The 25,669-nt window shown below is 51.0% G+C and carries 22 protein-coding genes; 9 read left to right on the top strand and 13 right to left on the bottom strand.

Features of this window, described 5'->3' with window-relative positions; all coding sequences use genetic code 11:
• Positions 1 to 48: 48 nt before the first annotated feature.
• The 4 genes from OSH01_RS04085 to OSH01_RS04070 form a co-directional block, all read right to left on the bottom strand.
• Positions 49 to 1,230, bottom strand: coding sequence for an acetyl-CoA C-acyltransferase (locus OSH01_RS04085; protein WP_266122769.1), 1,182 nt, complete (start codon positions 1,228 to 1,230; stop codon positions 49 to 51).
• Positions 1,223 to 3,094 carry a bifunctional isocitrate dehydrogenase kinase/phosphatase gene (aceK, locus tag OSH01_RS04080; protein WP_266122768.1) on the bottom strand — a complete coding sequence of 624 codons (1,872 nt, stop codon included), beginning with the start codon at positions 3,092 to 3,094 and terminating at the stop codon, positions 1,223 to 1,225. The genes OSH01_RS04085 and aceK overlap by 8 nt, the downstream gene beginning before the upstream one ends.
• A 23-nt stretch (positions 3,095 to 3,117) precedes the next feature.
• On the bottom strand, positions 3,118 to 4,296 hold the full coding sequence (locus OSH01_RS04075; protein WP_266122767.1) for an isovaleryl-CoA dehydrogenase: 1,179 nt from the start codon (positions 4,294 to 4,296) through the stop codon (positions 3,118 to 3,120).
• A 79-nt stretch (positions 4,297 to 4,375) separates the two neighbouring features.
• On the bottom strand, positions 4,376 to 4,768 hold the full coding sequence (locus OSH01_RS04070; RefSeq protein WP_266122766.1) for a MerR family transcriptional regulator: 393 nt from the start codon (positions 4,766 to 4,768) through the stop codon (positions 4,376 to 4,378).
• Between the two features lie 90 nt (positions 4,769 to 4,858).
• On the opposite strand from OSH01_RS04070, the gene OSH01_RS04065 reads away from it, so the two are divergent.
• Positions 4,859 to 5,926, top strand: a complete 1,068-nt coding sequence (locus OSH01_RS04065; protein ID WP_266122765.1) for an MBL fold metallo-hydrolase — start codon at positions 4,859 to 4,861, stop codon at positions 5,924 to 5,926.
• A gap of 68 nt (positions 5,927 to 5,994) precedes the next feature.
• A complete protein-coding gene (locus OSH01_RS04060; protein WP_266122764.1) occupies positions 5,995 to 7,197 on the top strand; it encodes a trans-sulfuration enzyme family protein in 1,203 nt (400 codons plus the stop codon).
• Positions 7,198 to 7,247: 50 nt separating this feature from the next.
• Here OSH01_RS04060 and OSH01_RS04055 read toward each other — a convergent pair whose 3' ends face one another.
• The 4 genes from OSH01_RS04055 to OSH01_RS04040 all read right to left on the bottom strand — a co-directional run bounded on the left by OSH01_RS04055 (position 7,248) and on the right by OSH01_RS04040 (position 13,907).
• Positions 7,248 to 7,874, bottom strand: a complete 627-nt coding sequence (locus OSH01_RS04055; protein WP_266122763.1) for a thiol:disulfide interchange protein DsbA/DsbL — start codon at positions 7,872 to 7,874, stop codon at positions 7,248 to 7,250.
• 62 nt (positions 7,875 to 7,936) lie between these two features.
• Positions 7,937 to 8,584, bottom strand: coding sequence for an SPOR domain-containing protein (locus OSH01_RS04050; protein ID WP_266122762.1), 648 nt, complete (start codon positions 8,582 to 8,584; stop codon positions 7,937 to 7,939).
• 15 nt (positions 8,585 to 8,599) lie between these two features.
• The gene (gene argS, locus OSH01_RS04045; RefSeq protein ID WP_266122761.1) at positions 8,600 to 10,285 is read right to left on the bottom strand and encodes an arginine--tRNA ligase; all 1,686 of its coding nucleotides are present in this window, start codon (positions 10,283 to 10,285) and stop codon (positions 8,600 to 8,602) included.
• A 136-nt stretch (positions 10,286 to 10,421) separates the two neighbouring features.
• Positions 10,422 to 13,907: a phospholipase effector Tle1 domain-containing protein gene (locus OSH01_RS04040; RefSeq protein ID WP_266122760.1), complete on the bottom strand. Its 3,486-nt coding sequence runs from the start codon at positions 13,905 to 13,907 to the stop codon at positions 10,422 to 10,424.
• Positions 13,908 to 14,004: 97 nt separating this feature from the next.
• Between OSH01_RS04040 and OSH01_RS04035 the strand changes: the two genes are divergently transcribed.
• From OSH01_RS04035 to OSH01_RS04020, 4 genes are all read left to right on the top strand, one after another.
• On the top strand, positions 14,005 to 14,361 hold the full coding sequence (locus OSH01_RS04035; RefSeq protein ID WP_266122759.1) for a DUF1840 domain-containing protein: 357 nt from the start codon (positions 14,005 to 14,007) through the stop codon (positions 14,359 to 14,361).
• Positions 14,362 to 14,449: 88 nt separating this feature from the next.
• On the top strand, positions 14,450 to 14,767 hold the full coding sequence (locus tag OSH01_RS04030; RefSeq protein ID WP_266122758.1) for a hypothetical protein: 318 nt from the start codon (positions 14,450 to 14,452) through the stop codon (positions 14,765 to 14,767).
• A 151-nt stretch (positions 14,768 to 14,918) separates the two neighbouring features.
• Positions 14,919 to 15,629, top strand: coding sequence for a hypothetical protein (locus OSH01_RS04025; protein WP_266122757.1), 711 nt, complete (start codon positions 14,919 to 14,921; stop codon positions 15,627 to 15,629).
• A gap of 14 nt (positions 15,630 to 15,643) precedes the next feature.
• Positions 15,644 to 16,414 carry a hypothetical protein gene (locus OSH01_RS04020; protein WP_266122756.1) on the top strand — a complete coding sequence of 257 codons (771 nt, stop codon included), beginning with the start codon at positions 15,644 to 15,646 and terminating at the stop codon, positions 16,412 to 16,414.
• 110 nt (positions 16,415 to 16,524) lie between these two features.
• Here OSH01_RS04020 and leuA read toward each other — a convergent pair whose 3' ends face one another.
• Both leuA and OSH01_RS04010 read right to left on the bottom strand, forming a co-directional pair.
• Positions 16,525 to 18,219 carry a 2-isopropylmalate synthase gene (gene leuA / locus OSH01_RS04015; RefSeq protein WP_266122755.1) on the bottom strand — a complete coding sequence of 565 codons (1,695 nt, stop codon included), beginning with the start codon at positions 18,217 to 18,219 and terminating at the stop codon, positions 16,525 to 16,527.
• Between the two features lie 303 nt (positions 18,220 to 18,522).
• Complete coding sequence (locus OSH01_RS04010; protein WP_266122754.1) at positions 18,523 to 19,086, bottom strand: hypothetical protein; 564 nt, start codon at positions 19,084 to 19,086, stop codon at positions 18,523 to 18,525.
• An 8-nt stretch (positions 19,087 to 19,094) separates the two neighbouring features.
• On the opposite strand from OSH01_RS04010, the gene rpoN reads away from it, so the two are divergent.
• The 3 genes from rpoN to bfr all read left to right on the top strand — a co-directional run bounded on the left by rpoN (position 19,095) and on the right by bfr (position 21,548).
• Complete coding sequence (rpoN, locus tag OSH01_RS04005) at positions 19,095 to 20,489, top strand: RNA polymerase factor sigma-54 (RefSeq protein ID WP_266122753.1); 1,395 nt, start codon at positions 19,095 to 19,097, stop codon at positions 20,487 to 20,489.
• A 109-nt stretch (positions 20,490 to 20,598) separates the two neighbouring features.
• Positions 20,599 to 20,868, top strand: a complete 270-nt coding sequence (locus OSH01_RS04000) for a (2Fe-2S)-binding protein (RefSeq protein WP_376918079.1) — start codon at positions 20,599 to 20,601, stop codon at positions 20,866 to 20,868.
• A gap of 203 nt (positions 20,869 to 21,071) precedes the next feature.
• Positions 21,072 to 21,548: a bacterioferritin gene (gene bfr / locus OSH01_RS03995; RefSeq protein WP_266122751.1), complete on the top strand. Its 477-nt coding sequence runs from the start codon at positions 21,072 to 21,074 to the stop codon at positions 21,546 to 21,548.
• Positions 21,549 to 21,636: 88 nt separating this feature from the next.
• On the opposite strand, the gene OSH01_RS03990 is transcribed toward bfr, so the two are convergent.
• The 3 genes from OSH01_RS03990 to OSH01_RS03980 form a co-directional block, all read right to left on the bottom strand.
• Positions 21,637 to 22,257 (bottom strand): hypothetical protein, encoded by a 621-nt coding sequence (locus OSH01_RS03990; RefSeq protein ID WP_266122750.1) that lies wholly within the window; start codon positions 22,255 to 22,257, stop codon positions 21,637 to 21,639.
• 115 nt (positions 22,258 to 22,372) lie between these two features.
• Entirely contained in the window at positions 22,373 to 23,992 is a 1,620-nt protein-coding gene (locus OSH01_RS03985; protein WP_266122749.1) for a peptide chain release factor 3, read from the bottom strand.
• Between the two features lie 130 nt (positions 23,993 to 24,122).
• Positions 24,123 to 25,589: a DEAD/DEAH box helicase gene (locus OSH01_RS03980; RefSeq protein ID WP_266122748.1), complete on the bottom strand. Its 1,467-nt coding sequence runs from the start codon at positions 25,587 to 25,589 to the stop codon at positions 24,123 to 24,125.
• Positions 25,590 to 25,669 lie beyond the last annotated feature (80 nt).

The raw sequence follows: 25,669 nt of genomic DNA, 5'->3' as shown, positions 1-25,669 counted from the left end.
GGTGAGACAGAAGAAGTGCCAGTTGCTTAGCAACTGGCACAAAAGGGCTTAGACGATTTCTACTGCCAGAGCAACCGCTTCTCCGCCACCAATGCACAATGTAGCAATACCGCGCTTACCGCCGGTTTTGCGTAACGCTGCTACTAAGGTAGTGAGCAAACGAGCGCCTGAGGCGCCGATTGGATGGCCCAAGGCGGTAGCGCCACCATGTATATTGACCTTATCGTGAGGAATGTTCAGGTCTTTCATGGCAGCCATCGTGACGACGGCGAAGGCCTCGTTAATTTCATATAGATCAACGTCGTCGGCACTCCAACCGGTTTTCTTCAATAGTTTTTCTATTGCGCCTATAGGTGCTGTAGTAAACCACGCAGGCTCTTGGGCGTGCTCTGTGTGGGCCACGATGCGTGCTAGGGGCGTTACGCCTAGCTCTTTGGCTTTGGATTCGCTCGTGATAACCAAGGCGGCGGCACCGTCGGAAATGGAGGAAGCGTTAGCGGCGGTGATGGTACCGTCTTTTTTGAAAGCGGGCCGCAGAGTAGGTATTTTCTCGGGCATAGCTTTGCTAGGCGCTTCGTCTTTGTCGATAGTGATGTCACCTTTACGCCCAGCAATCACAACGGGGGTGATTTCGTAGTCAAAGCTACCATCTTCACTGGCCTGACGCGCGCGTCGTAGTGACTCTAGGGCAAAGTCGTCTTGCTCTTGGCGCGTGAACGCATATTTGCTCACACACTCTTCGGCGAAAACACCCATCGCGGTACCGCGTTGGTAGGCATCCTCTAGGCCGTCCAGAGCCATGTGATCGTAGACGGTGTTGTGACCATAACGGTACCCTTGGCGCCCTTTGAGGAGCAGGTAAGGGGCATTACTCATGCTTTCTTGGCCACCTGCTACGACAACCTCGGCCGTGCCGGCTTTAATTAAGTCGTGGGCGAACATCGCTGCTTTAAGGCCTGATCCACATACCTTATGGATAGTGGTGCATGAAACGCCCTGAGGTAGGCCCGCACCAAGTGCCGCTTGGCGCGCAGGAGCTTGCCCCTGACCGGCCTGCAGCACGTTGCCCATAATGACCTGATCAACGGCCTCGGGGGGGATGCCTGAGCGCTCGACAGCAGCGCGTATGGCGATGGTTCCTAGCTCGTGCGCGGCCAGATCTGACAAGCTGCCCAGCATGCCACCCATAGGGGTGCGGGCTAATGAAACAATGACAACGGGGTCAGACATGCGATACTCCTGGTAAAGAATGAAGGTGAGTAGACTCTGTATTATTGTCGCTATACAGGCGTCTAGTCATATCGTACGGGAAAATGTTTTCAATTCGACCTTGGCTTACACGGTGGCGGCAAGCTGCCCACCACTGGGGGTCTAATAAGTCTGCATGGTAGTGCATAAAAGCCTTCCTAATGCGTAGATCGCCAAGCAGGAAATAGCCAAACTCTTCGGGGAATACATCGTTTTTGGCAACAGGATACCAAGGCTCGCTGGCCATTTCAGCTTCCTCGTTAGGGGCAGGAGGAATACGCCGAAAATGCATCTCAGTCATCCGTTGAATTTCGTCATAGTCGTAAAAAACAATACGCCGCAGACGTGTGACGCCAAAGTTTTTATACAACATATCGCCAGGGAAGATATTCGCACCCGCCAGCTCCCGAATGGCATCACCGTATTGTTTAATAGCGGCACTCAAAGCATGGTCACTGGCTTTGCTCAGGTAAATATTCAACGGCGTCATGCGGCGTTCAATATAAACATGGCGCAAAATCAAACTGTCCTCATTTTCTTCCAACAAACTAGGGACTTCAGCGCGTAAATGTGCGAGCAAAGAAGGTGAAAACCGAGCCTTAGGTAAAGCGACCTGGGAGTACTCTAGCGTGTCGGCCATGCGCCCTACCCGGTCATGCTTTTTGACCAAACGATATTTGCTCCGCACGGTTTGGTGATCCATATCGGCTTTACGGATGCGATCACGTATCAGCTTGAATACATAAGGGTACGAGGGCAAGGTAAACACGGTCATCACCAGACCCTCGATTCCAGGCGCCAAATCAAACTTGTCATGAGAATGGGAGAGGTGATGCAGGAAGTCTCGGTAGAACAGAGTTTTGCCTTGCTTTTGCAGTCCAATGGCGGTGTAGAGTTCGGCCTTAGGTTTGCGGGGTAATAAACTGCTTAAAAAGTCCACATAGGCGGAAGGGGACTCCATATCCACCAAAAAATACGCCCGCGTAAAACTGAATAAAGTACTTAAATCATCACTGCTTTCTAGCACCGCATCAATATAAATATGTCCAGAGGGCGTGTGTAATAAAGCCAGTGCAAAGGGGTATATGACCCCTTGATTGACGAGCCGCCCTACTGCATAAGCGCCTTTGTTGCGAAAGAACAAAGAGCTCAGCACATGTATTTGGCAGTCACTACTGATACGTTGGCTGGTTTCGCGGGAGACATGGCGATTAAGTAGCCGAATGGCTCGACGGCTAATCTTATGGACATCCCGGGGCAGGTTGTCAAAGGGGGCGGCGAGGCCGAAATCGGCTAGGAGTCGAGTTAAGCTTTTCTGGATACCGTCGCTAGCGGGGTAATACACCCGATAGGCCGGGAGGGCTCCTTCTAGGTATTCGGTCGCGATAGCGGGACGCACAAAAATAAAATCATTGCGAAAATAGTTTCTATGCAGCACCCGGCAGGAGACGGAGTTAAAAAAAGTTTCGGCACACTCTGGCTGCATATGGCCAGGGAGTAAGCTGACAAAGCAGGCTTTAACTGCTAGCCAAAAACTGATTTGAGCTTGACTAAGATTGCAGGTAGGGGCATCGTCCGGTGCTTGGACTACGTCGCGTAACTGTTTGGAAATAAGGGTGGCGCACTCCCGTACCCGAATATCGTAATATTCGATACGTTCGCGCGACAGTTGTTGGATCGCGTGCCAGTTACCTGATTCGTATAATGCCTTAGCGCGTTGGGCACTATAGCGAAACAAAGCGTAATGTCGATTAAAACCGTCCAGCATGGCGTGCGCTACGGCATCTGGCGCCATGCTGTTTTTGGAGGCTGGAATAATTCGCTGAGTGTCGCTAAAGTAGCTCATGGCGCGCCTTACACAGAAAGGAGTTAGGCTGTTTCGTTAAATAGCTCACGGCCTATCAGCATACGGCGGATTTCACTGGTGCCGGCTCCAATTTCATAAAGTTTGGCATCGCGCCACAGACGGCCCGTGGCAAATTCATTGATATACCCATTACCACCTAAAATTTGTATACCTTCGCCTGCCATCCACGTTGCTTTTTCAGCACTGTACAAAATAGCGGCGGCACAGTCTTTGCGTACCGAGCGGGCATGAGCACTGCCTAGCTGATCGAGGTTTTTACCGACGGTGTAGCACAGAGCACGGCTAGCTTGTAATGTGGTGTACAGGTCAGCCATTTTGCCCTGAATGAGCTGAAACTCACCAATGGCTTGCCCAAACTGTTTGCGATCGTGGATGTAGGGCACGACGATATCCATGACGGCTTGCATAATGCCTAGCGGCCCGCCAGCTAAAACGGCTCGTTCATAATCTAGGCCACTCATCAGCACTTTGACGCCTCCGTTCTCGGCACCCAAAATGTTTTCTACAGGTACGAGACAGTCTTGGAAAACCAATTCCCCTGTGTGACTGCCACGCATTCCCAGCTTGTCCAGCTTCTGCGCAACCGAGAAGCCAGGAAAGTCTTTTTCGATGATAAACGCCGTAATTCCACGTGCGTGTGCTTGGGGGTCAGTTTTGGCGTAAACCACTAAGGTGTCCGCATCCGGGCCATTCGTAATCCACATTTTGTGCCCGTTAAGGACAAAATGATCACCTTTGCGCTCAGCACGTAGGCTCATGCTTACCACATCGGAGCCCGCTCCGGTTTCGCTCATGGCTAAAGCGCCTACTTGCTCCCCGCTAATCAGGCCGGGCAAATACTTCTGTTTTTGTGCCTCGCTGCCATTGCGGTGTATCTGGTTCACGCATAAATTGGAATGCGCACCGTAAGAAAGAGCCAAAGAGGCGCTCGCGCGCGATAGCTCTTCCATGGCCAGCATGTGTGCTAGATAACCCATATTACTGCCGCCGTATTCCTCGCTAACGGTGATGCCTAATAAGCCGAGATCCCCCATTTTTTTCCATAAATGCATGGGGAATTGGTCATCTTTGTCCATTTGTGCCGCTAAGGGCGCAACTTCGGATTGGGCAAAATCGTGTACGCTAGCGCGTAGCATGTCTAGGTCAGAACCTAATTCAAAATTTAGGCCGGGTAGGCTCATGGCATCCTCCGCAAGGTGATGGAGCAGCAATAGTAAAGTAGTAAGGATATTACGTTTACGTTAACGTAAACACTAATATTTACCCTAATTTTGCCCGCTTACCGGACAGTAAGGTAGAGCAATGGACAAATTGTTGTTCTATATCACTTAAGGTTTGGTTCAGATCGTGGAGTTGGTGTTCAAGCATGGTTTTGTGTTGCTGTAACACCTCTAAGTAACGCTCTAATTGTGGAATGGTATCGCCTGGAGACTCATATAAATTAATCAGGCTTAGGATTTCCGATAAGGTTAACCCTAGTCGTTTTCCCCGTAGAGCGAGCTTCAGACGCGTTCTATCGCGAGGATGATAAATGCGCTGTTTGCCCTGCCGCTGAGGGCTAACGATGCCGTGGTCCTCGTAAAAACGCAGGGTTCGCGGTGTGATGGCAAACTCTTGGGCTAAATCTGAAATGGTCCAGGTGGTGGTACTCATGATAGGTGACAGTTAACGTTAACGTAAACTATCATGCCACAGGCTAAGATTAAACCAAAGCCTGCTTGGCGCAGGCAGCATGGAGACACTATGAATGCGAACGAGTTGAAGTTGGAGTATCCCTGGCAAGACAGCCTACCTGAGGCAGGTAAAACCATAGCTGTGGCTGATGGTGTGCGTTGGTTGCGCATGCCCCTGCCCTTTGCCTTAGACCATATCAATTTGTGGTTACTACGAGACGAGATCGATGGTCGCCAAGGGTGGACGGTGGTAGACACGGGCGTAGCACGACCCGAAGTAAAAGAGCTTTGGAATCAGATTTTTGAGCGTGAACTGGAGGGCTTACCAGTGCTGCGTGTGTTAGTGACGCATATGCACCCTGATCATGTGGGCTTGGCCGATTGGATATGCAAACGTTGGCAGGCACCTTTATGGATGAGCATGACCGACTATGTGTTGGCGCGCTTATGGTCGGAACCTAGTACGGATGAGTCCGGCCAGGGGGCCAATGGTTTGGCGGCTGAAGCACACTTTGTTCGACATGGCTTACAAGATGAAACGGCCAGACAGCAAATTCGCGCTCGGGGTAATTATTTCCCTACTTTAGTGCCTAGTGTACCAACGCGATTTCGACGTTTGATGCACGGCGATCGTATTGATATAGGTGGCCGTGATTGGCAGATTATTGTGGGTTATGGCCATGCCCCTGAACACTTATCTTTATATTCTGAAAGTTTGCGAGTGCTGATTTCTGGCGACATGTTGCTGCCACGCATTTCTACCAATATTAGTGTGTTTGAGCATGAGCCTGAGGCTAATCCTTTGCCTCTGTATTTGAACTCCTTGCGTGAGTATGACCCTTTGGAAACCGACACCTTAGTGTTGCCTTCGCATGGCAAACCCTTTAAAGGTATGCATGAGCGGGTACGTCAGCAATGGGAGCATCATGCAGAGCGATTGGAGGAGGTGCTCGCCGCCTGTCACCAGCCGCAAACAGCGGCAGACATCTTGCCGGTACTGTTCCGGCGCCAACTAGATACCCACCAACTTACCTTTGCGATGGGCGAGGCGTTAGCGCACTTACATGCTTTGTATTTTGACGGTAAGCTAAAACGCTTATTGGGTGAGGATGGTGTTTACCGCTTCGTGCAGGCCTAAGCGACGTTTTACGCTTGGCTTGTGTTAGCGTATATGTTTTTCTGATACGTGGGCATGGACCGCATACTATGAGCTCTCCTGATACAAAAAAGTTAGATACCTTTCTGCAGCACGCAGGCTTGGCTGACTTTGATCCTATTACCGGATCTGCGCCCGTCGCCCTGCCCTCTGTGCGTACTAGTACGGTACGCTTTAAAAACTTGGCGGCCTTAGATAAAGCCCAGGCCGCTAAGGCAGACTTACGCTTACGTTCTACCACCTATGGACGTAGTGGCATGCAAACGCATGCTGCGCTGGAACAGGTGTTTTGTACGTTGGAGGGCGCCAGCCAAGCCTTATTATCCTCCTCAGGCATGGCGGCGATTTCACATGCCATGCTAGCGTTGCTTAGTAAGGGCGACCATGTGTTGGTCGCAGACTCCGTCTATGGGCCAGTGCGTTACTTAGAGAAAACAGTACTACAGCGCATGGGCATCACGTGTACGTATAGTCAAGCTAGCCCTGATGCGCTGCGGCAGCATCTACGCCCGTCCACGCGCATGCTGTATGTGGAGTCTCCCGGCTCGCTATTGATGGAAATGCTCGATCTGCCCTTGCTGGCGGAGTTCGCCCGCGAGCATCAACTACTATTGGTGACGGATAATACATGGGGGTCAGGGTATATTTATCGTCCGTTGGAGTTGGGGGCACAAGTATCCATTGTGGCGGGCACCAAGTATGTGGGGGGGCACTCCGACCTGATGCTGGGGGCTGTGATGTCAGCCGATCCTCAGATAGATCGGGTATTGTTTGATAATCATTATGCCCTAGGCCACTCGGTCAGCGCTGACGACGTATGGTTGGCGATGCGAGGGGTTCGTACCCTGCCATTACGGATGCGTGAAAGTGCCGCCAATGCGTTGCAGATATGCGAGTTTTTAACACAACGTCCTGAGGTAGTGCGTTTGTACCATCCTGCTTGGCCACAGGACACTGGGCACGCTTTATGGCAGCGAGACTGTACGGGCTCCAACGGTATGTTGTCGGTGCAGCTAGGTGTCACACCTCAGCAAGCGCGTGCCATGGTAGATGCCTTACAGTTATTTGGTATTGGTTACTCGTGGGGTGGATTCGAAAGCTTGGTGCAGTATGTAGACCCTAGCGTATTGGCTGGGCATAGCTACTGGGCAGATCAGCAAAATAGCTTGTTACGTTTGCATATAGGGGTAGAGTCAGCGGCAGACTTGATCGCTGATTTGGAGCAAGCCTTAAATATTGCCGTGGCGTCCTAAAAGGCTGTTTCCTAGGCATGTGATCCTAAGGAAACAGCGTGCCACCAATATTACTTACCTAGCTTTTTGAGTAATGCTTGAGCTTGGGTGATGGTTTGGTCATAGCCTTTGGCCATCGAGGGCGAGGTTACATATTGTCCGCCTATTGCCAAGCTAGGGGTGCCTTGAATCATATAAGCTTGGGTGAGCTGATTGGCTTTATTGACGCGAGTGGCAACCCCAAACGAATTGAACGTTTGTTCAAAACGGGTTTTATCCAGCCCTTGCTTTTCGGCCCAAGCACTCATGTTTTTTAGGTCGAATAAGGGTTTTTTTTCTTGGTGTATAGCTTTAAAGACTTCTGGGTGTAGGTCGGTGCGATCTAAGGCAACCAAGGTGTAATACAGTTTTTGCATATCGGTCATGCCTGCATTAAAACCTACAGGTACTGGATGTAGGACGACATCATCAGGAAGGGTTTTGGCCCAAGCGGCTACCTTAGGCTCAAGTACGGCGCAGTGTGAGCAGCCATAAGAAAAGAATTCCAGCACCTCTGTTTTACCGCTGGTATCGGAGGGCAGCACTTGCGATAAAGTGGTATAGCCGTCTTGGGCTTGTGCCGACGTGGCGGGCAGCAATGTGGCAGCACTTAACGCGGCAATACTAAAAATAGAGGTAAGCAGGCTTTTGAGCGTCATGGTATGTCCTTGTTAATACCTTAATGCGTTTGAGACTAACAGTCTGGCACTAAGTTCCTTTCCTATTGAGAGCGCACAACCGAGGTGTCAATTTTTTCGTCCGACAGCTTGCTGCGGACGCGATTCATTTCATCTAGCCCCTGAAAGGGTCCTAAGCGTACTCGGTGGATACTGGCGCCATTTAGCTCGCCTTTTTGTATGTGGGCATTAAGCCCTAGCATCAGTAAGCGGGCTGCCATGGCATCTGCATCCTGAGTTTTGCTAAAAGCACCTGCCTGCAGGTAATACGTTAAGGTAGGCGCTTTAGCGGCTGGCGCCGGTTTAGGCGGTGCAGGGCTAGCCATAGGAGGCGGTAAGTTAGCGATGAGCTTATTGAGTTCATCGGTGTCTGCTTTGCTAGGTGCACCCGATGGGGGGGGCGCGACTGGCGTAGTGATGGTTGGTGGTGTGACGCTGGGGAGTGTCGTGCCTGGAACAATAGCCGGAGGAGTTTGACTATATAGACTTTGGTTAGGGTCTGGGGCCTGTTGCGCGGGAGGTAGAGTCACCTTTTCGGGTTCGCGACTGAAACGATCCACGAAAGGCAAAGGCGCTTTGGTGACAAATAGCGCTACCAATAAGGCGGCAGCTAGGCCAAGGATTAGGCCTATGAATACCCCAGAAAAGGTGTTGCCTTTAGAGCCGCTAGTTGTTTTACGGGCACGAGCCATGAGTGAGTTCCCTACCTACATACGCTCTGGTGCGGAAACGCCCAGCAGCTCCAAGCCTTGTTTGATGACTTGCGCGCTAGCTTGGGCTAAGCGCAAACGAGCTAACTTAAGCGCTTCATCATCGACGGAGATACGTTCCGCGTTATACCAAGCATGAAAATCGGCAGCGCAGTCACGCAGCCAGAAAGCGATGTGGTGGGGGGCTAGTTCACGAGCCGCTTGCGCCAAAATGGTGGGGTACTCGGCTAAGCGTTGCAGCAAGGTGATTTCACTAGGAGCTATTAAGCGGCTGATATCAGCTTGATTGATATGTTCCAGTAAAGCCGCTTGCTGGCTGAGAATGGAGCAGATGCGGGCATGTGCGTACTGTATGTAGTACACAGGGTTTTCTTCGCTTTTTGAAAGCGCTAAATCGATATCAAAAACGAACTCTGAGTCGGCTCGACGCTGAATCAGGAAAAAACGTACTGCATCTTGCCCAACCCAGTCGATCAGGTCGCGCATGGTAACGTAGCTACCCGCACGCTTAGAGATTTTTACCTCTTGGCCATCGCGTACTACTTTCACCATTTTGTGCAGAATGTATGCGGGGTAATCGGCAGGTATACCGATATCAAGCGCTTGTAAACCGGCTCGAACACGGGCGATGGTGCCGTGGTGGTCTGAGCCTTGAATATTGATGGCATGGTGAAAGCCTCGTTCCCACTTGGCCACGTGGTAGGCCACGTCAGGCACAAAATAGGTGTAGCCCCCTTCCGATTTACGCATCACGCGATCTTTATCGTCGCCGGTATTGAGCTCGGTCGTGCGCAGCCAAAGCGCCCCCCCTTCTTCGTAAGTATGTCCGCTAGCGATAAGGGCCTGTACGGTGTTTTCAACCCGACCAGAGGTATATAACGAGCTTTCTAGGTAGAAATTATCAAATTTCAAATTGAACGCTTGCAAATCTAAGTCTTGTTCTCGGCGTAGGTAAGCGACGGCAAACAGTCGTATATCGTTTAAGGCATTAATGTCGCCGCTCGCCGTCACACTTTCGCCATCCGCTGCTTGTACAGATTTTTTGGCGAGAAACTCTTGAGCGATATCCATAATGTAATCGCCCTTGTAGCCATCACTAGGAAACTCAGGGGCGTCAGGATTAATGCCGCGCGCGCGCGCCTGCACACTGATGGCTAGGTTATCAATTTGATTACCCGCATCGTTATAGTAGAACTCTCGTGTAACTTGATAGCCTTGCGAGGCAAAGACCCGGCATAGGGAATCGCCTAAAGCAGCTTGACGAGCATGTCCTACATGCAAAGGGCCGGTAGGGTTGGCGGATACAAACTCCACCATTAATTTATGGTCGCTGCGGGGAGCATGACCAAAGCCTACGCCTTGGGCTTGTATGGTATGCAACACTGCTTGGTGAGTGGCCGCAGTTAGCCTGAAATTAATAAACCCGGGGCCGGCGATTTCTGCGCTAGCAATGAGTTGGCACGCCTGTTCATTGCTGAGCAGAGTATCGACAATTTCCTGGGCTAGTTCGCGCGGGTTACGTTTGGCTGGTTTGGCCAGTTGCATGGCAATATTGCAAGCAACGTCGCCATGGGCAGCGACCTTGGGTCGTTCTAGTTGAACCTTGGCTTGGGCTTGGGGCAGGCTTTTGATTACAGCGGCCTGTATATGTGCGATTAACTGATTTTCTTGCTCAGGAAGCATAGTGTATACGTTGTGGGGTTAAAGCCGATGACAGGCTTCGCAGCCTGTCATGGATGTCATTGGCGCCATCACGTCATGCGGCGGGTTTAGTACAACATGATAGCTTGATTTTAAGTCAAAGTATGAATTCGAACGTTTATGGTGTCCAGCCATGGGTCTCATCGAGCCATCGCTCATAGGCTTGCTTATCAATCTCACCGACCATTGGGTCAGTGCGGGTTCGCCAGTCTAGGTAGCGTTGGATAATCGGCTCCACCTGTTCTCGGCTCTTGCGTCCGAGGTGCGGATGCAGGTCTTGGTAAGCCAAGTCTTGACCGTGGCCATGGTAGAGCAATTGCCGGTCACCATTTTGCAGATAACGTAGAAAAGCGGGCCTAGAGTCGTGCAAGATAAGTTGGTTCAGGTCTTGCTCTTTCTCGGGCAGGTCATGCAAAGAAAGGCCAGCGGCTTTGGCTTGCCAGTGCATCCACGCTAACGCCACTTTATCCAGATCTGACACGGGTAGGTCATCGGCTAGCGCTCCCCCTCCGATGTCGCCATGGGCTCCGATAAAGGGAGCTTGCACGGTGTTGTGTGCGGCATTGATTGCGCTCAGAGGGAAAAGATGGCGATGTTCATGTAAGGCGACTGCATGAGCGACCCAATGCCAGGCATTGGCCACACCTAGTCTATATAAGTAATTATGCGAACCGTGCAGACCAAATTGCGCGACAGTGTCAAACAACCCTATAAAGCGCAGATCTACACAAGCGCGCAACCAACCGCGCTGGGGATGATGAAATTCAAAGAGCCCAGCATGTGAGTGTTCAAGTATACGATTAGCGAATTCGCGAGCTAAGGCCGCGCCGCGCGAGTAGCCTAATATGTCGATAGCTAAAGGTGAGTTGGTTTGCCCACGGCGTTCTACTGCATTGAGTAAGGACTGCCAATGGTTTTCTAGAATCTGGCGGGCATTCCACGCTACGATGGCATCCCAGTCTAGATAATAGCTATTACCCGGCCCGCGTTGGTAATGAGAGGGCCCGTCGGCATAGAGTTGAGCCAGCTTCCATACATTACTGTTTGAGCTAGAGCTCATGCGGGTGCCATCAAAGGCAAAGAGAATTAACCCGAGCGGATCGACATAGCGTAAAGGTTGTTGTTGGGCATAGCCATATGCTTGTGAACCAGATAAAGGTAGTGGGCCTAGTGGGTCCGCCTCAAGGTAGTGGCCGTGATCAGGCAGGTAGGTGCGCAGTAAATTATCGTGCCAAGTGCTTTCTGTATCGAAGTATTGGCCGGGTAAGCGTAACGGAAAGTCTAGCTTTTCCAGCAGCACCTGAGCTCGGCCCCACGCAGTGTAATCGGCTAACCATACCGTTTGTGCATGGGTATCAGTGAGCAGGCGTGGCGCCCCCATAAGATCGCTATGAATAAAATACAGGCGTGCTGTGTGGTCGGCCTCATAGACTAGCATCGCCACGGGTACATGATGGGCGTAGATATAGCGGCGATCTAGCGCTAGCCGATCGGTTTGAGGGGTGAGCAATGAGTATTCGGCGACTAGTTTATGGTCATGATAAAGGTAGCCGACTTGTGCTTGCTGTGTGTGTTTATAGATACGCTGGCCGAAAGCATCGTGACGATATTGTGCAATTGCTACCTGGTTAGACCATATGCTTTGCAAGCGACGTTGGGCGCCGTAATACAATTGCCAGTCTCCTACGTGGCTGGGTAATTCGGCCTGCTCTGGTTTGGTGGTGCCCTGGTTGGTATTACTTGCGCCCGTAGTTTGCCATTGCCACCAGTGCTCTTGTTGAGTGTTTTTTTCTACAATCAAGCGTAGATCATCGTTATAGCCATAGCGTTTTTCTAGGCTGGGAAACTCGGCATGCCAATAGCGCTCGCGCAGTACCTGACCTTGTTCGCCATAGTGCCTTTCTTGCTCCCATAAAGGGTGGTGGGGGCTATAAATGCTGTGTCGTGCGGCTTGTGCCTGAGCCGATAGCTGCGTGACTGCAGCAACACCGTTACCCCAACGATAACCGGCTTGGTGCCGGCTGCCTTGTATAACAAGTTCTTTTTTTCCTGACGTGCCAGTCCAGTGAATGGCGAGCAACTGCTGATGTGTGCCCCAGGTGTAGTGCAAACTGCCGCCTTCCGGCAAAGAATGCTCTACTAAGCGCTGCTGCTCGTCATAGCGAAAACTTTCTTGATAGTGCAGCGCATGGCGCGCCCGTTCTATTTGGCGTACACGTACATGTTGGTGATCTGGACTGAGCCAAAGCTTTTGAGTTTCCTCGGGGTGCGATATGGTTAAGAGCGTAGCGCCCGCCCAGTGTAGCTTGACCTGCAAGGATTGATCGTCGTGGGCGTAATCAAGTACGCTAGGACGTTGTGCCTGATATTTTATTTTCAGCCAGCTTTGCTGGGAGTAGTGGTGCTCGAGTAGCCTACCTTGACTGTCATAGTGGCGCCGATGCAGACCCAGTGGGGTGTGCCAGCGACTGAGCTGTCCTTGGGGGGTGAAATGTAAACGTAGCTTACCCCAGCCAGAGTCTTCAGCTTTCGCCTGTTGCAAGCTGCCGTCGGCGGCGCGGTCTAGTTGCCAGCCTTGCGCTTGTACCAGTTGGCCAACTGAGTTGTGCGTTTGTGTGCTTTGTTTTAGGGGACAGCTAGGACAGGGTTGTAGTGTGTAGTGCTGTAGCGTACCGGGACTAGAAAACCGCCAGGTTTGCTGCGTTGAGTTCTGGGTAATAGTGCTTTGATTGGCGTCACGATCCAAATGCCAAAATTGTTGCTGTGTACCGGCTCGGCCCGCAATGACTTTGCCATTGGCATATGTCCATTCGTATAGCGGTAGTAATAAGTGGCCTTGGCGCAGACTGATTGCACTAAGAGCGTAATCATGACCCGCTTGTTGTGCAGGGGCATAGGTGTAGGTTCGTTGCATGCCGTCTGGACGCTCGACCGTTTGTAAGCGTCCTTGCGCATCGTACTCATATGAGAAGCGCCCCAATGGGCTTGCTACTTCTGAAAGACGCTGGTGTTGAGTGTCATAATGCAGGCTTAAAGCGGCTGCGTGGCCTACGTAGCGAATTTGCTTAATGGCATGTTGCAAAGGGGGCTGTTTGTGCCGGCTTACGTGAATTTTTGGATGATGGGGTTGGCCCAGATAAATCAGCCAGCCGTCTTGATCAAAGTCTAAGATGGCCCCTTGTGGCGATTGCCACCGCCAGCGTACATCAGTGGTGGGTCGATCGATGAGTTCGTGTGCCGCTACCCAGGAGGTGCTACCGTCCGCATGGTTGATTTGCCAGCTTTGGCCTTGTGGCTGCAACTGTACATCGTAAGATAAATGCCAAAATTCGGAATGCATGCTGGGGCTGGCTGGGCTGGCACGGCTAAGGTAATGGCGGCTGAGCCCGGGCCATAACGTATGCATGGGAAGGTCTATGTCGTGCTGCCATTTGTCACCCGTTTGTAGATGTACTGGATTGCCCCATCCCAAATATGGGCTGCCTGCAGTATGCTGATCGCAGGGGGCGGTGATGGCGGGGGCACGGCAGGTATAGGCGTGACTACAGAGCGGCCATAGCGTAAGAACTATCCCCAGCGATGCCGTTTTAAGCAAAGACCTCATCTGTTTTACTCCAGAGTTTGTCAAACCCTGTTATCTTGTAATACCGTTATGTGGAGAAGGGCGATAAAACGGTTTATTGTCCTAGAGGAGAAACACCATGCTAATTACTTTTAAGACAAAGTCGGCTTCCAGTGTCATGATGTTCGTAGAACATGCCCTGCCACTCTTTACAGCAGGGGGGCGCGTATTTCCAGAGGGTTTTCCCAAGCGTGGCGTGATTACGGCAGAACAGTTATCGACGATGATTCACGGCATAGAGCAAGAGATCGAGGCCAAAGAGCAGCATGAAAATAGCTACCATGAAGAAGACGATGATGATAACGACGATAAGTTGCATCCTATGACGCGGCCTGTCAGTTTGCGCCAGCGTGCTTACCCGTTGCTAGAGTTGCTGCGTAAAGCAGAAAAAGAACAGCATGATGTGCTCTGGGAAGAGACCGACACCTCGTGGTAAGTTGGCGGTAAATGTCTTTATGCTGACAAACTTTAATACGCATACTGAGTAGGCTGTTCTGTCTTATCTACATTCTTGGAGGTTTGCGATGCGTGGTGTGGTTACTGTTATTTTTCCGTCAGGTCAGTCTTTGGAAATTGACACTTCGTTGGACGAGCCTGGGATGTCCGAAGCTCAGGCGCGCGAGTGGTTTGATCAGCAATGGCTAGAGCATGGCTGTGAGCCATTGCGCGCCAGTGGCAAGGTGCTGTTATTAGACAAAATTATGGGTGTGGCCGATGCATTGGGTTACCACGGGTTGCAGTCGAACTCTGATCTTGCACAGCGCTTTGCGCAAGCGTGCGTCAGTGCTGTGCATGCGAATCGGGTTACGGTTGATCTACCCGGTTTGAGTGTGAATTATTAAGCACGGACTGAGTGCTGTGTGCGCACAGACTCAGCAAATCATTTTAAGCTTTAAGGATTTATGTATTGTCTATACCCCATTTAGGGTAGGCTAGCGATCGTCACTTCATAGAATAATTAATCGTCAGAAAGAGGGATGATCAGGGGGCGGTATGCGCACTATTTTATACACCTTGCGTATAGGATGTGTGGCCTTGCTGCTAGGGCAGACAAGCCAGGCTATGGCTGTGGATTGCGATTGCACGCAGCTAGCAGGCAGTTGCAGCGCGAGTTATGAATTGCGTGATATTCGTAACCAGCCTAAGAACAGTGCGGCGACCTTAGTTCTGCGTAGCTCTCATGCCACGTGTTCCAAAATTACTTTCTTCATCGATAACACACCTCATATTACGGTGTTAAAGAGCGGTAACAGCAGCACCGAAAGCTTATTTGGCACAAGCGCGATTGAGCAAAATACGGTGTCGATTGAGTCGTGTCGGGTGTGTGCAAAAAGCGGTCAGGCTAAGCGTGAGGCACGCCCGCCAGACTTGTCTCCAGAGACAGCGCATTTTCAGAACGCGATGCGTGATCCCACGTTTGACTCCACGCATACTGATGTGGCTTTTCAAAACGCCAGTGCTCAGGGGCGCGGTTCGGATCAGTTTTTTAATAGCGTGACCCAAGGGCTGAGCAGCGCGATCAGTGAACTCGGGAAAATGAGTGCTCAGCAGCAGGCGGAGCAGTCACAAATACAACCGCAGGGCAAGTCACAGTGTTGGTACTCCTACTCTCCAGAGGGTAAAAGACGGTACTCTCATTTCCCCTGTCATACCGGCTGGTATGGGTGTGAAGGGGGGCCTGGGCCTAACGACAAGATGTGCTAAATAAAGGAGGCCTTATGAGTAAAACAACGTGGCTGGGTAGTGTGCTGGTGGGTATAGCCATCATGTTGACCGGGTGTGCAACGGCAGAGCCGCCCGCGACGGTGGGTGTAGAGGTGGACTTGCCTCCCGAGTCTGTGCAGGCATCGGTCTGGCATGCTTTGCCCACAGGGCCGGATGTGTCGTTGGGTGTGGTGCTGAGTCAAAATACAAAAAATAATTTACGCTATTTGCAGCAGTATCAGCACGAGGCGCGGGGAGGGTTTGGAAATCCGATGATGGACCCGTCTTTACGTGCTGCAGCGGTGGCGTATTCGGACCCAGACTTCATACCAGGCTGGATGGGGCGCAGCTTTAACAAGCACTTTCCCAATTGGCAGATGTACGAATCGCTGGAGCAATGGCAGCAAGACGCGCCGGATCTTTTGGCTGTGGTGAATGTCCGGTATGAGGTCAGCGCGCAAGAGACGGTAGCCTTGGTGGAAACATATTTTTATGACGCTCAGTTGCGCCCTATAGGGCTGGCAAAAGGAGAGGGGGAAGGACGTTTGAATTTTTGGGCCCGGGCTCCTAACAAAGAAGGCTTAATCCAAGAGGAGTACACGCAGCGTCACCTAGCACGAGTGACTGCTTTGCAGCGCTGGGAGCAGTCGGTGGAGCGTATGCTGGCCAAGCCGGCAATGGCCGCAGCAGGGGCTTTACCCACGGATGACTGTGTACGCGCTGCTTTGCATGTACAGGATCTTGCCTTACGTCAGCAGGCGATACAGGGATGTGGCCCACAATAGAATCAGCCCCTGTGATACAGGGGCTGCTGTGGTCAGCTCAGATCATGAGACTGCTAGGGTGAGCGGCTGAGCTGGCAGGATCACCGCCCGTCGCCGCTAGAGTTAATGGCTTAAGCGGTTGCGGCCTCTTGTTTTTTGCTGGCTTCGTGACGATTCAAGGCACTCAAGATAGCCAAGAAAGAAGACGTTACGATATCGCGATGCACCCCAACACCAAAGCCCGTGGGGCTGTCGCCAATACGCATCTCCACATACGAGGCAGCGCGTGTTTCAGCTCCGGAGCCTATGGCGTGCTCGTTGTAGTCCATAATCGTAATAGACTGGCCCAACGCAGCGACAAAGGCCGAAATAGCACCTTCGCCCTGCCCTTGTAAGCTCACGCGCTCACCGTCACGCTCTATTTCTAATTCAATATTGAACTGTTGATCGCTTTGCTCATGCGGCTGGCTCACAATGCGGTGATTAATCAGTTTCCAGTGCGTGGGAACGTCTAAGTATTCTTCTTTGAAAATGTCGTATACGTTTTCAGGCGTCACTTCTTTTCCTGTGCTGTCGGTGACGCGCTGAATGGCGCGGCTAAACTCAATTTGCAAACGACGTGGCAAGCTCAAACCGTGTTCTTGCTCCAACAAGTACGATACACCGCCTTTACCTGACTGGCTGTTGACGCGAATGACGGCATCATAGCTACGGCCCAAGTCGGCTGGGTCGATAGGCAAGTACGGAACTTCCCAGAGGGCGTCAGCCTGTTGTTGAGTCAGCCCCTTTTTAATGGCATCTTGGTGCGAGCCTGAAAACGCCGTAAAGACTAAGTCGCCAGCATAAGGATGACGTGGGTGTACAGGTAGCTGATTGCAGTACTCCGCACAACGGCGAATTTCATCAATATCAGAAAAATCCAACTCAGGATTCACGCCTTGGGTGTACAAGTTCAGGGCCAGTGTGACCAAGCAAACGTTTCCTGTGCGCTCGCCGCTACCAAATAAACAACCCTCGATACGATCAGCACCCGCCATTACCGCTAATTCGGCTGCCGCCACGGCGGTGCCGCGGTCATTGTGAGGGTGGACGCTGAGGATGATTTTGTCACGTTGCTGTAAATGGGTATGCATCCATTCAATTTGGTCAGCATACATATTGGGTGTGGTGGCTTCTACTGTTGCGGGCAAGTTTAAAATGATTGGCTGCTCGACAGTGGGCGCCCAAGCTTGAACGACGGCATTACAGACATCCAGAGCGAATTCGGGTTCAGTGGTACTGAATACTTCTGGGGAGTACTCATAGCGCCAAGAGGTTTGGGGGTATTTAGCGACCTCAGCTTTAACCAAACGCGTACCGCTCAGGGCTATTTCTTTGATTTGGTCTTTACTCATATTAAAGACGATCTTACGAAATGCGGGTGCACACGCGTTATACAGGTGAATAATGGCTTGCTTGGCGCCTGCTGCCGCTTGCACCGTACGCTCAATCAGGTCTTGGCGTGATTGGGTCAGGACGATGATGGTGACGTCGTCAGGGATGCGATTTTCTTCAATCAGCTTTCGAACAAAATCGAAGTCGGTTTGAGAGGCAGAAGGGAAACCGACTTCGATTTCTTTGAAGCCGATTTTGATCAACTGTTCAAAGAAGCGCAGTTTACGGGCAACACTCATGGGCTCAATTAAAGCCTGGTTGCCATCACGTAAGTCTGTACTCATCCAGATAGGCGCTTTGCTAATGCGCTTAGAGGGCCAAGTACGTTCGGAATAGTCGTGTTCGAACGCCACAAAAGGACGGTATTTTTGAGAGGGGTCGGTCAACATCATGAGGGCACCTGTTGGACAAAAAGAATATTAACTTTTTGCCGCCACTAAGCGTTCAGCTACACGTTTTGTGTTTGCCAGTGACGGCGTAAAACGGGATGTGGCTGAGTATGGCTGCCGGACTACCACGGAGCGCTAGGCCCGGCAACCGATGCTTAGTAGTAGTGCTAGTGCTAAGGTAGTGCGGTAGTGAGCACGCGCGACAACGTTGTCAGCCGAGAACTGGCTGGCGGTCACGTTGTAAGGGAGGGTGGCGTGCTGACTAATCATTATTCTAGTCGAACATAAAATTTGCATCATTGCAAGTTAAATTTCTGGGTCTACGCGTTTGTACTCTTTCTTTAAAAGCTCGATATGTAGTTGAGCTAAATGAATTTTTTCGAATCTACCCGTTTTTATTTCTTCTAGGCTACGTTGCAAAACGCCTACAGTGATAGGATGCATAGGATCTTGCCAGATCCAAAAGATCACCTTTTTTGCCGCTGGGCTAAGTGCTCGGCTAAGGTTGGCGATAGTGGTTTCATCCACAATTTTTTGCCGATTACGCAAAAATACATTAGTGCAAAACTGATAGAGCATGTACACAATAAGTAGGCTAATAAGTGCGACAATCGTCCACCAAAAAAAGGGATTGTATTGTTTCAGACGGGCGATATTCTGCACCCCAAGGCCCTCTAGGCCAGAGTAATCAAGGCTAGTGCCAAAACTGATCAAGCGATTAAGTAATCCCCACCAAATGACGGCAACTACTACAATGGTCACCACAGAAATGATAATGGCTGTTGCATTGAGCTTATGTAAAGCTTGCTTTAATACTTGCGTGTCCTGGCGTAGCTGATGGTCGGGATAGTCGCTTTTCATGGTGTTCATACCTATCTATGCTTGCGCGCCAAATCTTGGATTTACGCCAGCAGCAAAAGCTGGCTCTTACGCCACAGCTACAGCAATCAATTAAATTGCTACAGTTGTCGGGTGCCGAACTGGATCAAGAAATCTTGCAAGCTCTGCTGGATAATCCAATGTTGGAGCGTGTTGACGATCCGCTAGAGTATGGCATTAAAGAGGCGGAGCCATTAAGTCAGAGCGAACCGGAAGTTTTGTCTGTGTTGGATTTTACCAACTTAGGAGCCTCCAGTGGTGCCGAGGATGACCTGGATTGGTTGCAAAATATGGCCCAAAGTGAGGGGCTTAGCGCTTACCTCGAGCGCCAGTTGGCGGCAAAGCACATTGATCAGCGAGAGCGTGCGCTAGCTCAACTGATTATTGCTGAGCTGGATGATAACGCCTATTTAGAAACCAGCTTGGAGGAGCTCTTGCTGTACCTGCCAGACGAGCTAGAGGTGGAGTTATCAGAGCTTGAGGAGGCACTCTATTTGGTCCAGTCGTTAGATCCCGCAGGGGTCGGAGCTCGTGACTTAGCGGAGTGCTTGACGCTGCAATTGCAGCGCGTCCAAGCAAAACACGTGGATCCGATACTGGCGTGTGCTTACGTGTTGATACAAGAGCATTTAAACAGTTTGTCGTCCATGCATAAATTAAAGCACGCGCTGGGTACACGCTACGGGGCTAACGTTTTGCAGGCTGCACATAAACGGGTGTTAGCGTTGGACCCTAAGCCAGGGCGCGCATGGACTCAAAATACCGCCGATTTCATTACGCCGGACGTACTTTTACGTGAGGTGTCTGGGCGATGGCAGGTGCGTTTAAACCCTTGGGCGGTACCTCGTTTACGCTTAGCGCAGATGGATGAACATGCCTTGTTGCAAAGCCCTAGTTTGCAGCAAGCGCGACAAAAAGCGAGCGGGTTTATACGCGGCGTTAGTCAACGTTTTGCCACTGTTTTACGGGTGGCCAATGCCATTGTTGAGCGGCAGCAAGCTTTTTTTTCTGAGGGTCAAACCGCGATGCAGCCTTTGCAGTTGCGTGATATTGCATTGGCTACTGAATTACATGAGTCCACAGTGTCACGTGCCACCCGGCTTAAATATATGCAGACGCCTCTTGGTATGTTTGAGTTAAAGTATTTTTTCTCTACCGCAGTGGCAGGCTTTGGTGCCCAAGCACCCCTCTCAGCGCTGGCCATACGTGCTCACATTGTGCGTTTGATTCAATCTGAACCCGCTCACAAGCCCTACTCTGATCAACGTCTGAGCGATATGCTGTGTCGTCAAGGCATTGATGTAGCACGCCGTACGGTGGCTAAATATCGTGAGTTAGAGGGTATTGAGTCGGCAGTACAACGTAGAATGCGTGCCCACTTAGGGCATTCATAAGTTGATGGCTGGCGGTTCGTGGCGCTTCCTTCGTGGTGTTTATCCATATTTCTTTATTGTGATCAAAAACAACTTGCTTCTTTTATGAATCTTGTTGATAATTGTTCTCATGTATATTTGCATATGTAATGCGATTACCGAGCGTCAGGTTCAGGAAGCTGTTAGCAACGGTGCCAAGAGTCTTTGCGATTTGCAGGGGCAGTTAGGTGTTGCGTCGTGTTGTGGATGTTGTGCTGATACCGCTAAAGAGTATTTGCCGGGCGGTGCGTACCAGGATCAACCCATGATAGCAGCGCCACTGACTCCTATCGTAGAGCCAGCGGCCAACGATACAGTCATTCCTGCTATACCTTTTGAACGCGTTGTGTGTCGCGCTTAATCATTTAGCCCTACTCAAAGGGCGTTTTGCGAATGCTTATTATTTGGTGTGTCACTAACCCAAATAAGCAACGTAAGAGCGCGTGTATTCAGGGGCTTAGGGTCTTTTTCTAATCCTTCATGGTAGTCTTTCTGTTTTAGCGTAGTAGGGAACGCAGCGTAAGCTTGCGTCCGACATGAACAGTCGTACCACAGGAGAGGATTATGGTCCGCGATAAAATCGTTATACAACACCTGAACGCTCAGCTAAAAAATGAGCTGACCGCGATAAACCAGTATTTCCTTCACGCCCGTATGCTGAACCATTGGGGGTTTGAGAAGCTGGGTAAGCACGAATATGAAGAGTCTATTGGCGAGATGAAGCACGCCGATTTACTGATTGAGCGCATTTTTATGCTGGATGGTTTACCCAACCTTCAGGATATGCACAAAATCATGATAGGTGAAAATGTGCCTGAGCTATTGGGCTGCGACTTGAAGTTGGAACAAGCCGCTCACAAAACCGTGGTGGAGGCGATCGCCTACTGTGAATCGGTACGTGATTACGTATCGCGTGACTTGTTTTTGAAGATTTTGGACGATACCGAAGAGCATATCGACTGGGTAGAAACCCAACTTGAGTTGATTGAAAAGGTCGGTTTACCAAACTACTTACAGTCCCAAATGGGCGACCACGACTAATCCGTCATATTTTCAGCTTCATTTATCGATTAAAAAACCTCCGTAACTAATTAAAGTACGGAGGTTTTTTGTATGTGCTGGAAAGCGTTTAAAATGCTTTGCTAGGACAGCCCTCTACGCGGCCCCAAGCATTATTAGGCGCACAATATTTATTTCTGGCCTCCCATGAGCAACTGGGGCGATCAAAGAAGCCCTTATTGCTGCAAGCACGTAGTTCTTGCTGCAATTGCGCTTGCCAATTGCCGTTGTTGTTATAAGGCACTTGTACCTCTTGCGAGGGGGGCGGAGGCTGTGGAATATCGATGACAGAGTCGACATTGTTATTGGTTAAATCCACTTGAGCAATGCCTTGTAGTGATGCGCTTTGCTCTTTCATGGCGATGCTAATGGCTTCCTCTAAAGAGATAGAGGTAGTCGCTAACGAGATAGGGGGATTTTCTTGCTCGAGAGCCGAAGTGCTAATCTGCCAATCCATACTTTCTACGGCTTGTGGCACACCTAAACGCCCGTCAGCCAGAGGCTGAGGAGGTTGTGCGGTATAAGGCCGGCCATCGGCATTTAACAGCGGTATATCGTCTGGGTCGGGTGGTAGCACGACCAGAGATTTTTGTGGTCCGTGTGCAATCAGCCAATTGCCCAGCTCCATGCCGCCCCAAACCGAGGCACCTGCAGCGAGTAAAAGAATGGCAATAATCAAACGCCAAGACATAGATTTCTGGTCTCTAGAAAAAATGACGCTGCCAATGAGAAGCGCCCCATCGTTCTAAAAATACGCGTCCAAGCCCTTATTGTAGCGAATTACGGGCTTGGAGCTTGTGACAGAATTAGACTGCTTCTCCAAATACATGTCCACTATGTTCGCGCATCGCGTGAAACTCTATACCTGGATTGAGGTCTTGAGCAACGCGTAACTGCGCAGGTGAACTGGCTAAAAAAGCGACAGCCTCGACGACATCGTAAGCAATATTGCCCGCATTAGTTTCGATGAATTTTTTTAAGTCTTTGGGGTCTTTAGCGGTTACCCAACGGGCCATGTTAAAGCGCGATGAGGATAGCCGGGCGTCTACCCCATACTCTGTTTTTAGCCTATGAGCGACCACTTCGAACTGTAGTTGGCCTACGGCACCCAACAGCATGACGCCACCAGCCATATGGGGGCGGAACACTTGGATAGCACCCTCTTCACCTAATTGGGTCAGCCCGACGCGCAGTTGTTTAGTGCGCAGGGGGTCTTTTACCTCAACGGTTTGAAACAATTCAGGCGCAAAAAAGGGCAAGCCGGTGAACTGTAGGTTCTCGCCCTCGGTAAGTACATCACCTAGTTGCAGGACGCCATGGTTCGGAATACCAATAATATCGCCGGCGTAGGCATCATCCAGCAGTTCTCGTCGCTGCGACAAGAAAGAAACCACGTTATTAGGGCGGATTTCTTTGTTGGAGCGCGATACTTTTAAGCGCATGCCGCGTTTGAAATAACCGGACGCAATGCGGACAAAGGCAACACGATCTCGGTGGGCCGGGTCCATATTGGCTTGCACCTTAAACACTACGCCACTGAATTTGCTTTCTTCTGGCAGCACTTCACGTTGCAGGGCTTCGCGGGGGCCAGGTGCTGGGGCCAACTCAACCAGAGCATCCAAGACTTCTTGGACACCAAAGTTGTTGATAGCAGAACCAAAAAACACCGGAGTTTGTTTACCTTGTAAGAAGGCCTCCTGGTCGAATTCAGGTACAGCCGCCGAGATGAGTTCGATTTCTTCATGCGCTTTGGCAAAGGTCTCGCCAAAACGTTCAGCAATCACGGGATTGTCCAGACCAGGAATGATTTCGTCTTGATCTTGGCTGTGGCGTTCCTCACCAGCACGGAATACCCGCATATGGTCGTGGCGTAAATCGAATACGCCAGCAAAACGTCGTGCCATACCTATAGGCCATGAAAAAGGAATTGCTTCCATGCCTAGGTGCGATTCGATCTCGGCTAAGAGGTCTAGCGGCTCCTGCACTTCCCGGTCTAATTTATTAACGAAAGTAATAATGGGGGTATTGCGGGCCCGGCAAACTTGGAGCAGGCGTATCGTTTGTGGCTCTACACCATTGGCAGCGTCAATCACCATCAATGCCGCATCTACAGCGGTTAATACGCGGTAGGTGTCTTCTGAGAAGTCTTGGTGACCGGGGGTATCCAAAAGATTGATAACGCAATCCCGATATTCCATTTGCATCACTGAAGAGGCGACAGAAATACCGCGTTGTTTTTCGATTTCCATCCAGTCAGATGAGGCATGACGGCTGGCTTTGCGCGCTTTCACGCTACCGGCAATTTGAATCGCCCCTGCAAAGAGCAAGAGTTTTTCGGTAAGCGTTGTTTTACCGGCATCTGGGTGGGAAATTATCGCAAAGGTTCTGCGTTTTTTAACTTCTGAGCGTATGTCAGGCGCTGACATAAAGTGTCCTCATCTGTGCAGCCTTCATGTAGCTGCCTATCGTTTTTAAACGGTTAATGGTTCTGAAACAGCACCGCCTCAAGACAAGAATTTGACCTGAGGCGGAGTCAGACAAGCACTATAAGCGTTTTTAGTTGCCTATAGCACTATTAGGGCGGCTTTTGCGACCGTCATTACCACCGGAGCGGCGCGCGCCACCACCGTTGTTGGCTTGAGGCCCTTTAGCACTGCCTGCCTGTGGGCGAGCTTTGGCGGGACGACGTGGACGGGTGTCAGCGGCGGCAGCAGTAGTAGCTGCAGGGCGACGGGGCCGCGTGTCTGCTTGACCGCCGCGGTTATCCTTGTGGCCACGCATAGGTCTAGCGCTACGCTGTTTAGGGGCTGCGGCTTCAGCCAGCCTATGTGCCTCGCGGTCAGCGGCTGCTTGAGCACTGAGGGCTTCGGCGCTAGGAGGAGTCCAGCCATCGATCGCGATGCGTTCAACATTGTTGCGTGTTAAACGCTCAATTTGCTTGAGTAAGCGCATTTCGCTGCGATCAACCAGCGATAGGGCAACACCTTCGCTACCTGCACGACCAGTGCGACCAATACGATGCACGTAGTCTTCAGGTACGTTAGGCAGTTCAAAGTTAACCACATATGGGAGCTGGTCGATATCTAAGCCGCGAGCGGCAATATCTGTTGCTACCAGTACGACAACCTTGCCGCTTTTAAAGCCAGCCAGTGCACGAGTACGAGCAGCTTGGCTTTTATTGCCATGTAATGCTTCGGCCGTTAAACCATCGCGTGCCAATTTGTCCGCTAAGCGGTTTGCACCATGTTTCGTGCGGCAGAAAACCAAAACCTGGTTCCAGCCGCTTTCGCGAATGATGTAGCTAAGGAGGTCGCGCTTATGGCTTTGCTCGGTAAGCACCACTTGTTGAGTGATGAGCTCGTTGGTGGTGTTGCGGGCGGCGACGGCAATTTCTTCGGGTGCACGTAGTGAACCACGAGCCAAGTCGCGAATCTCATCCGAGAAGGTGGCCGAGAACAGCAATGTTTGACGTTCAACGGGCATTAAGCTCAGAATTTTGCGAATATCGCGGATAAAGCCCATGTCTAGCATACGGTCGGCTTCGTCGAGAACGAGAATTTCTACGCCGCTAAGGTCGACAGTGCGCTGGCGCACGTGGTCGAGCAAGCGTCCAGGCGTGGCGACCAGTATGTCTACTGGTTTACGCAGTGCATTAAATTGGGGGTTAATATTTACCCCGCCGTACATCACTATCGAGCGTAAGCGCGTGTGTTTGGCATAAAGGCGCACAGATTCTTCGACCTGCGCAGCCAGTTCGCGTGTTGGGGCGAGTATTAAGGCGCGAGGGCGACCTGGTTTGCGATTTTGAGGTGCCTCGTTAAGCAACCTGTGCAAAATTGGCAGGGTGAAACCGGCTGTTTTTCCAGTGCCTGTCTGAGCCGCAGCAAGAAGATCGCCCCCTTGCATGACTTTGGGGATGGCTTGCGCTTGAATAGGGGTGGGGTGTTGGTAACCTGCGTCAGTGATAGCACGCAGCAAGGGCTCTGCCAGTCCAAGAGAGGCAAAAGTAAGATGAGAGTCCAAGAAGAATTCCAGTGTCTAGCCAATTGCTTTTGAGCAATTCCAATCCAGGCTAACGTAAAGGAGGTTGATGGCAACAATGC

The organism is Alcaligenes endophyticus (assembly GCF_026344035.1).
Lineage (GTDB): Bacteria > Pseudomonadota > Gammaproteobacteria > Burkholderiales > Burkholderiaceae_B > Alcaligenes > Alcaligenes endophyticus.
The sequence above is the reverse complement of the archived record's forward strand: the minus strand, read 5'-3'. Positions and strand labels throughout refer to the sequence as shown.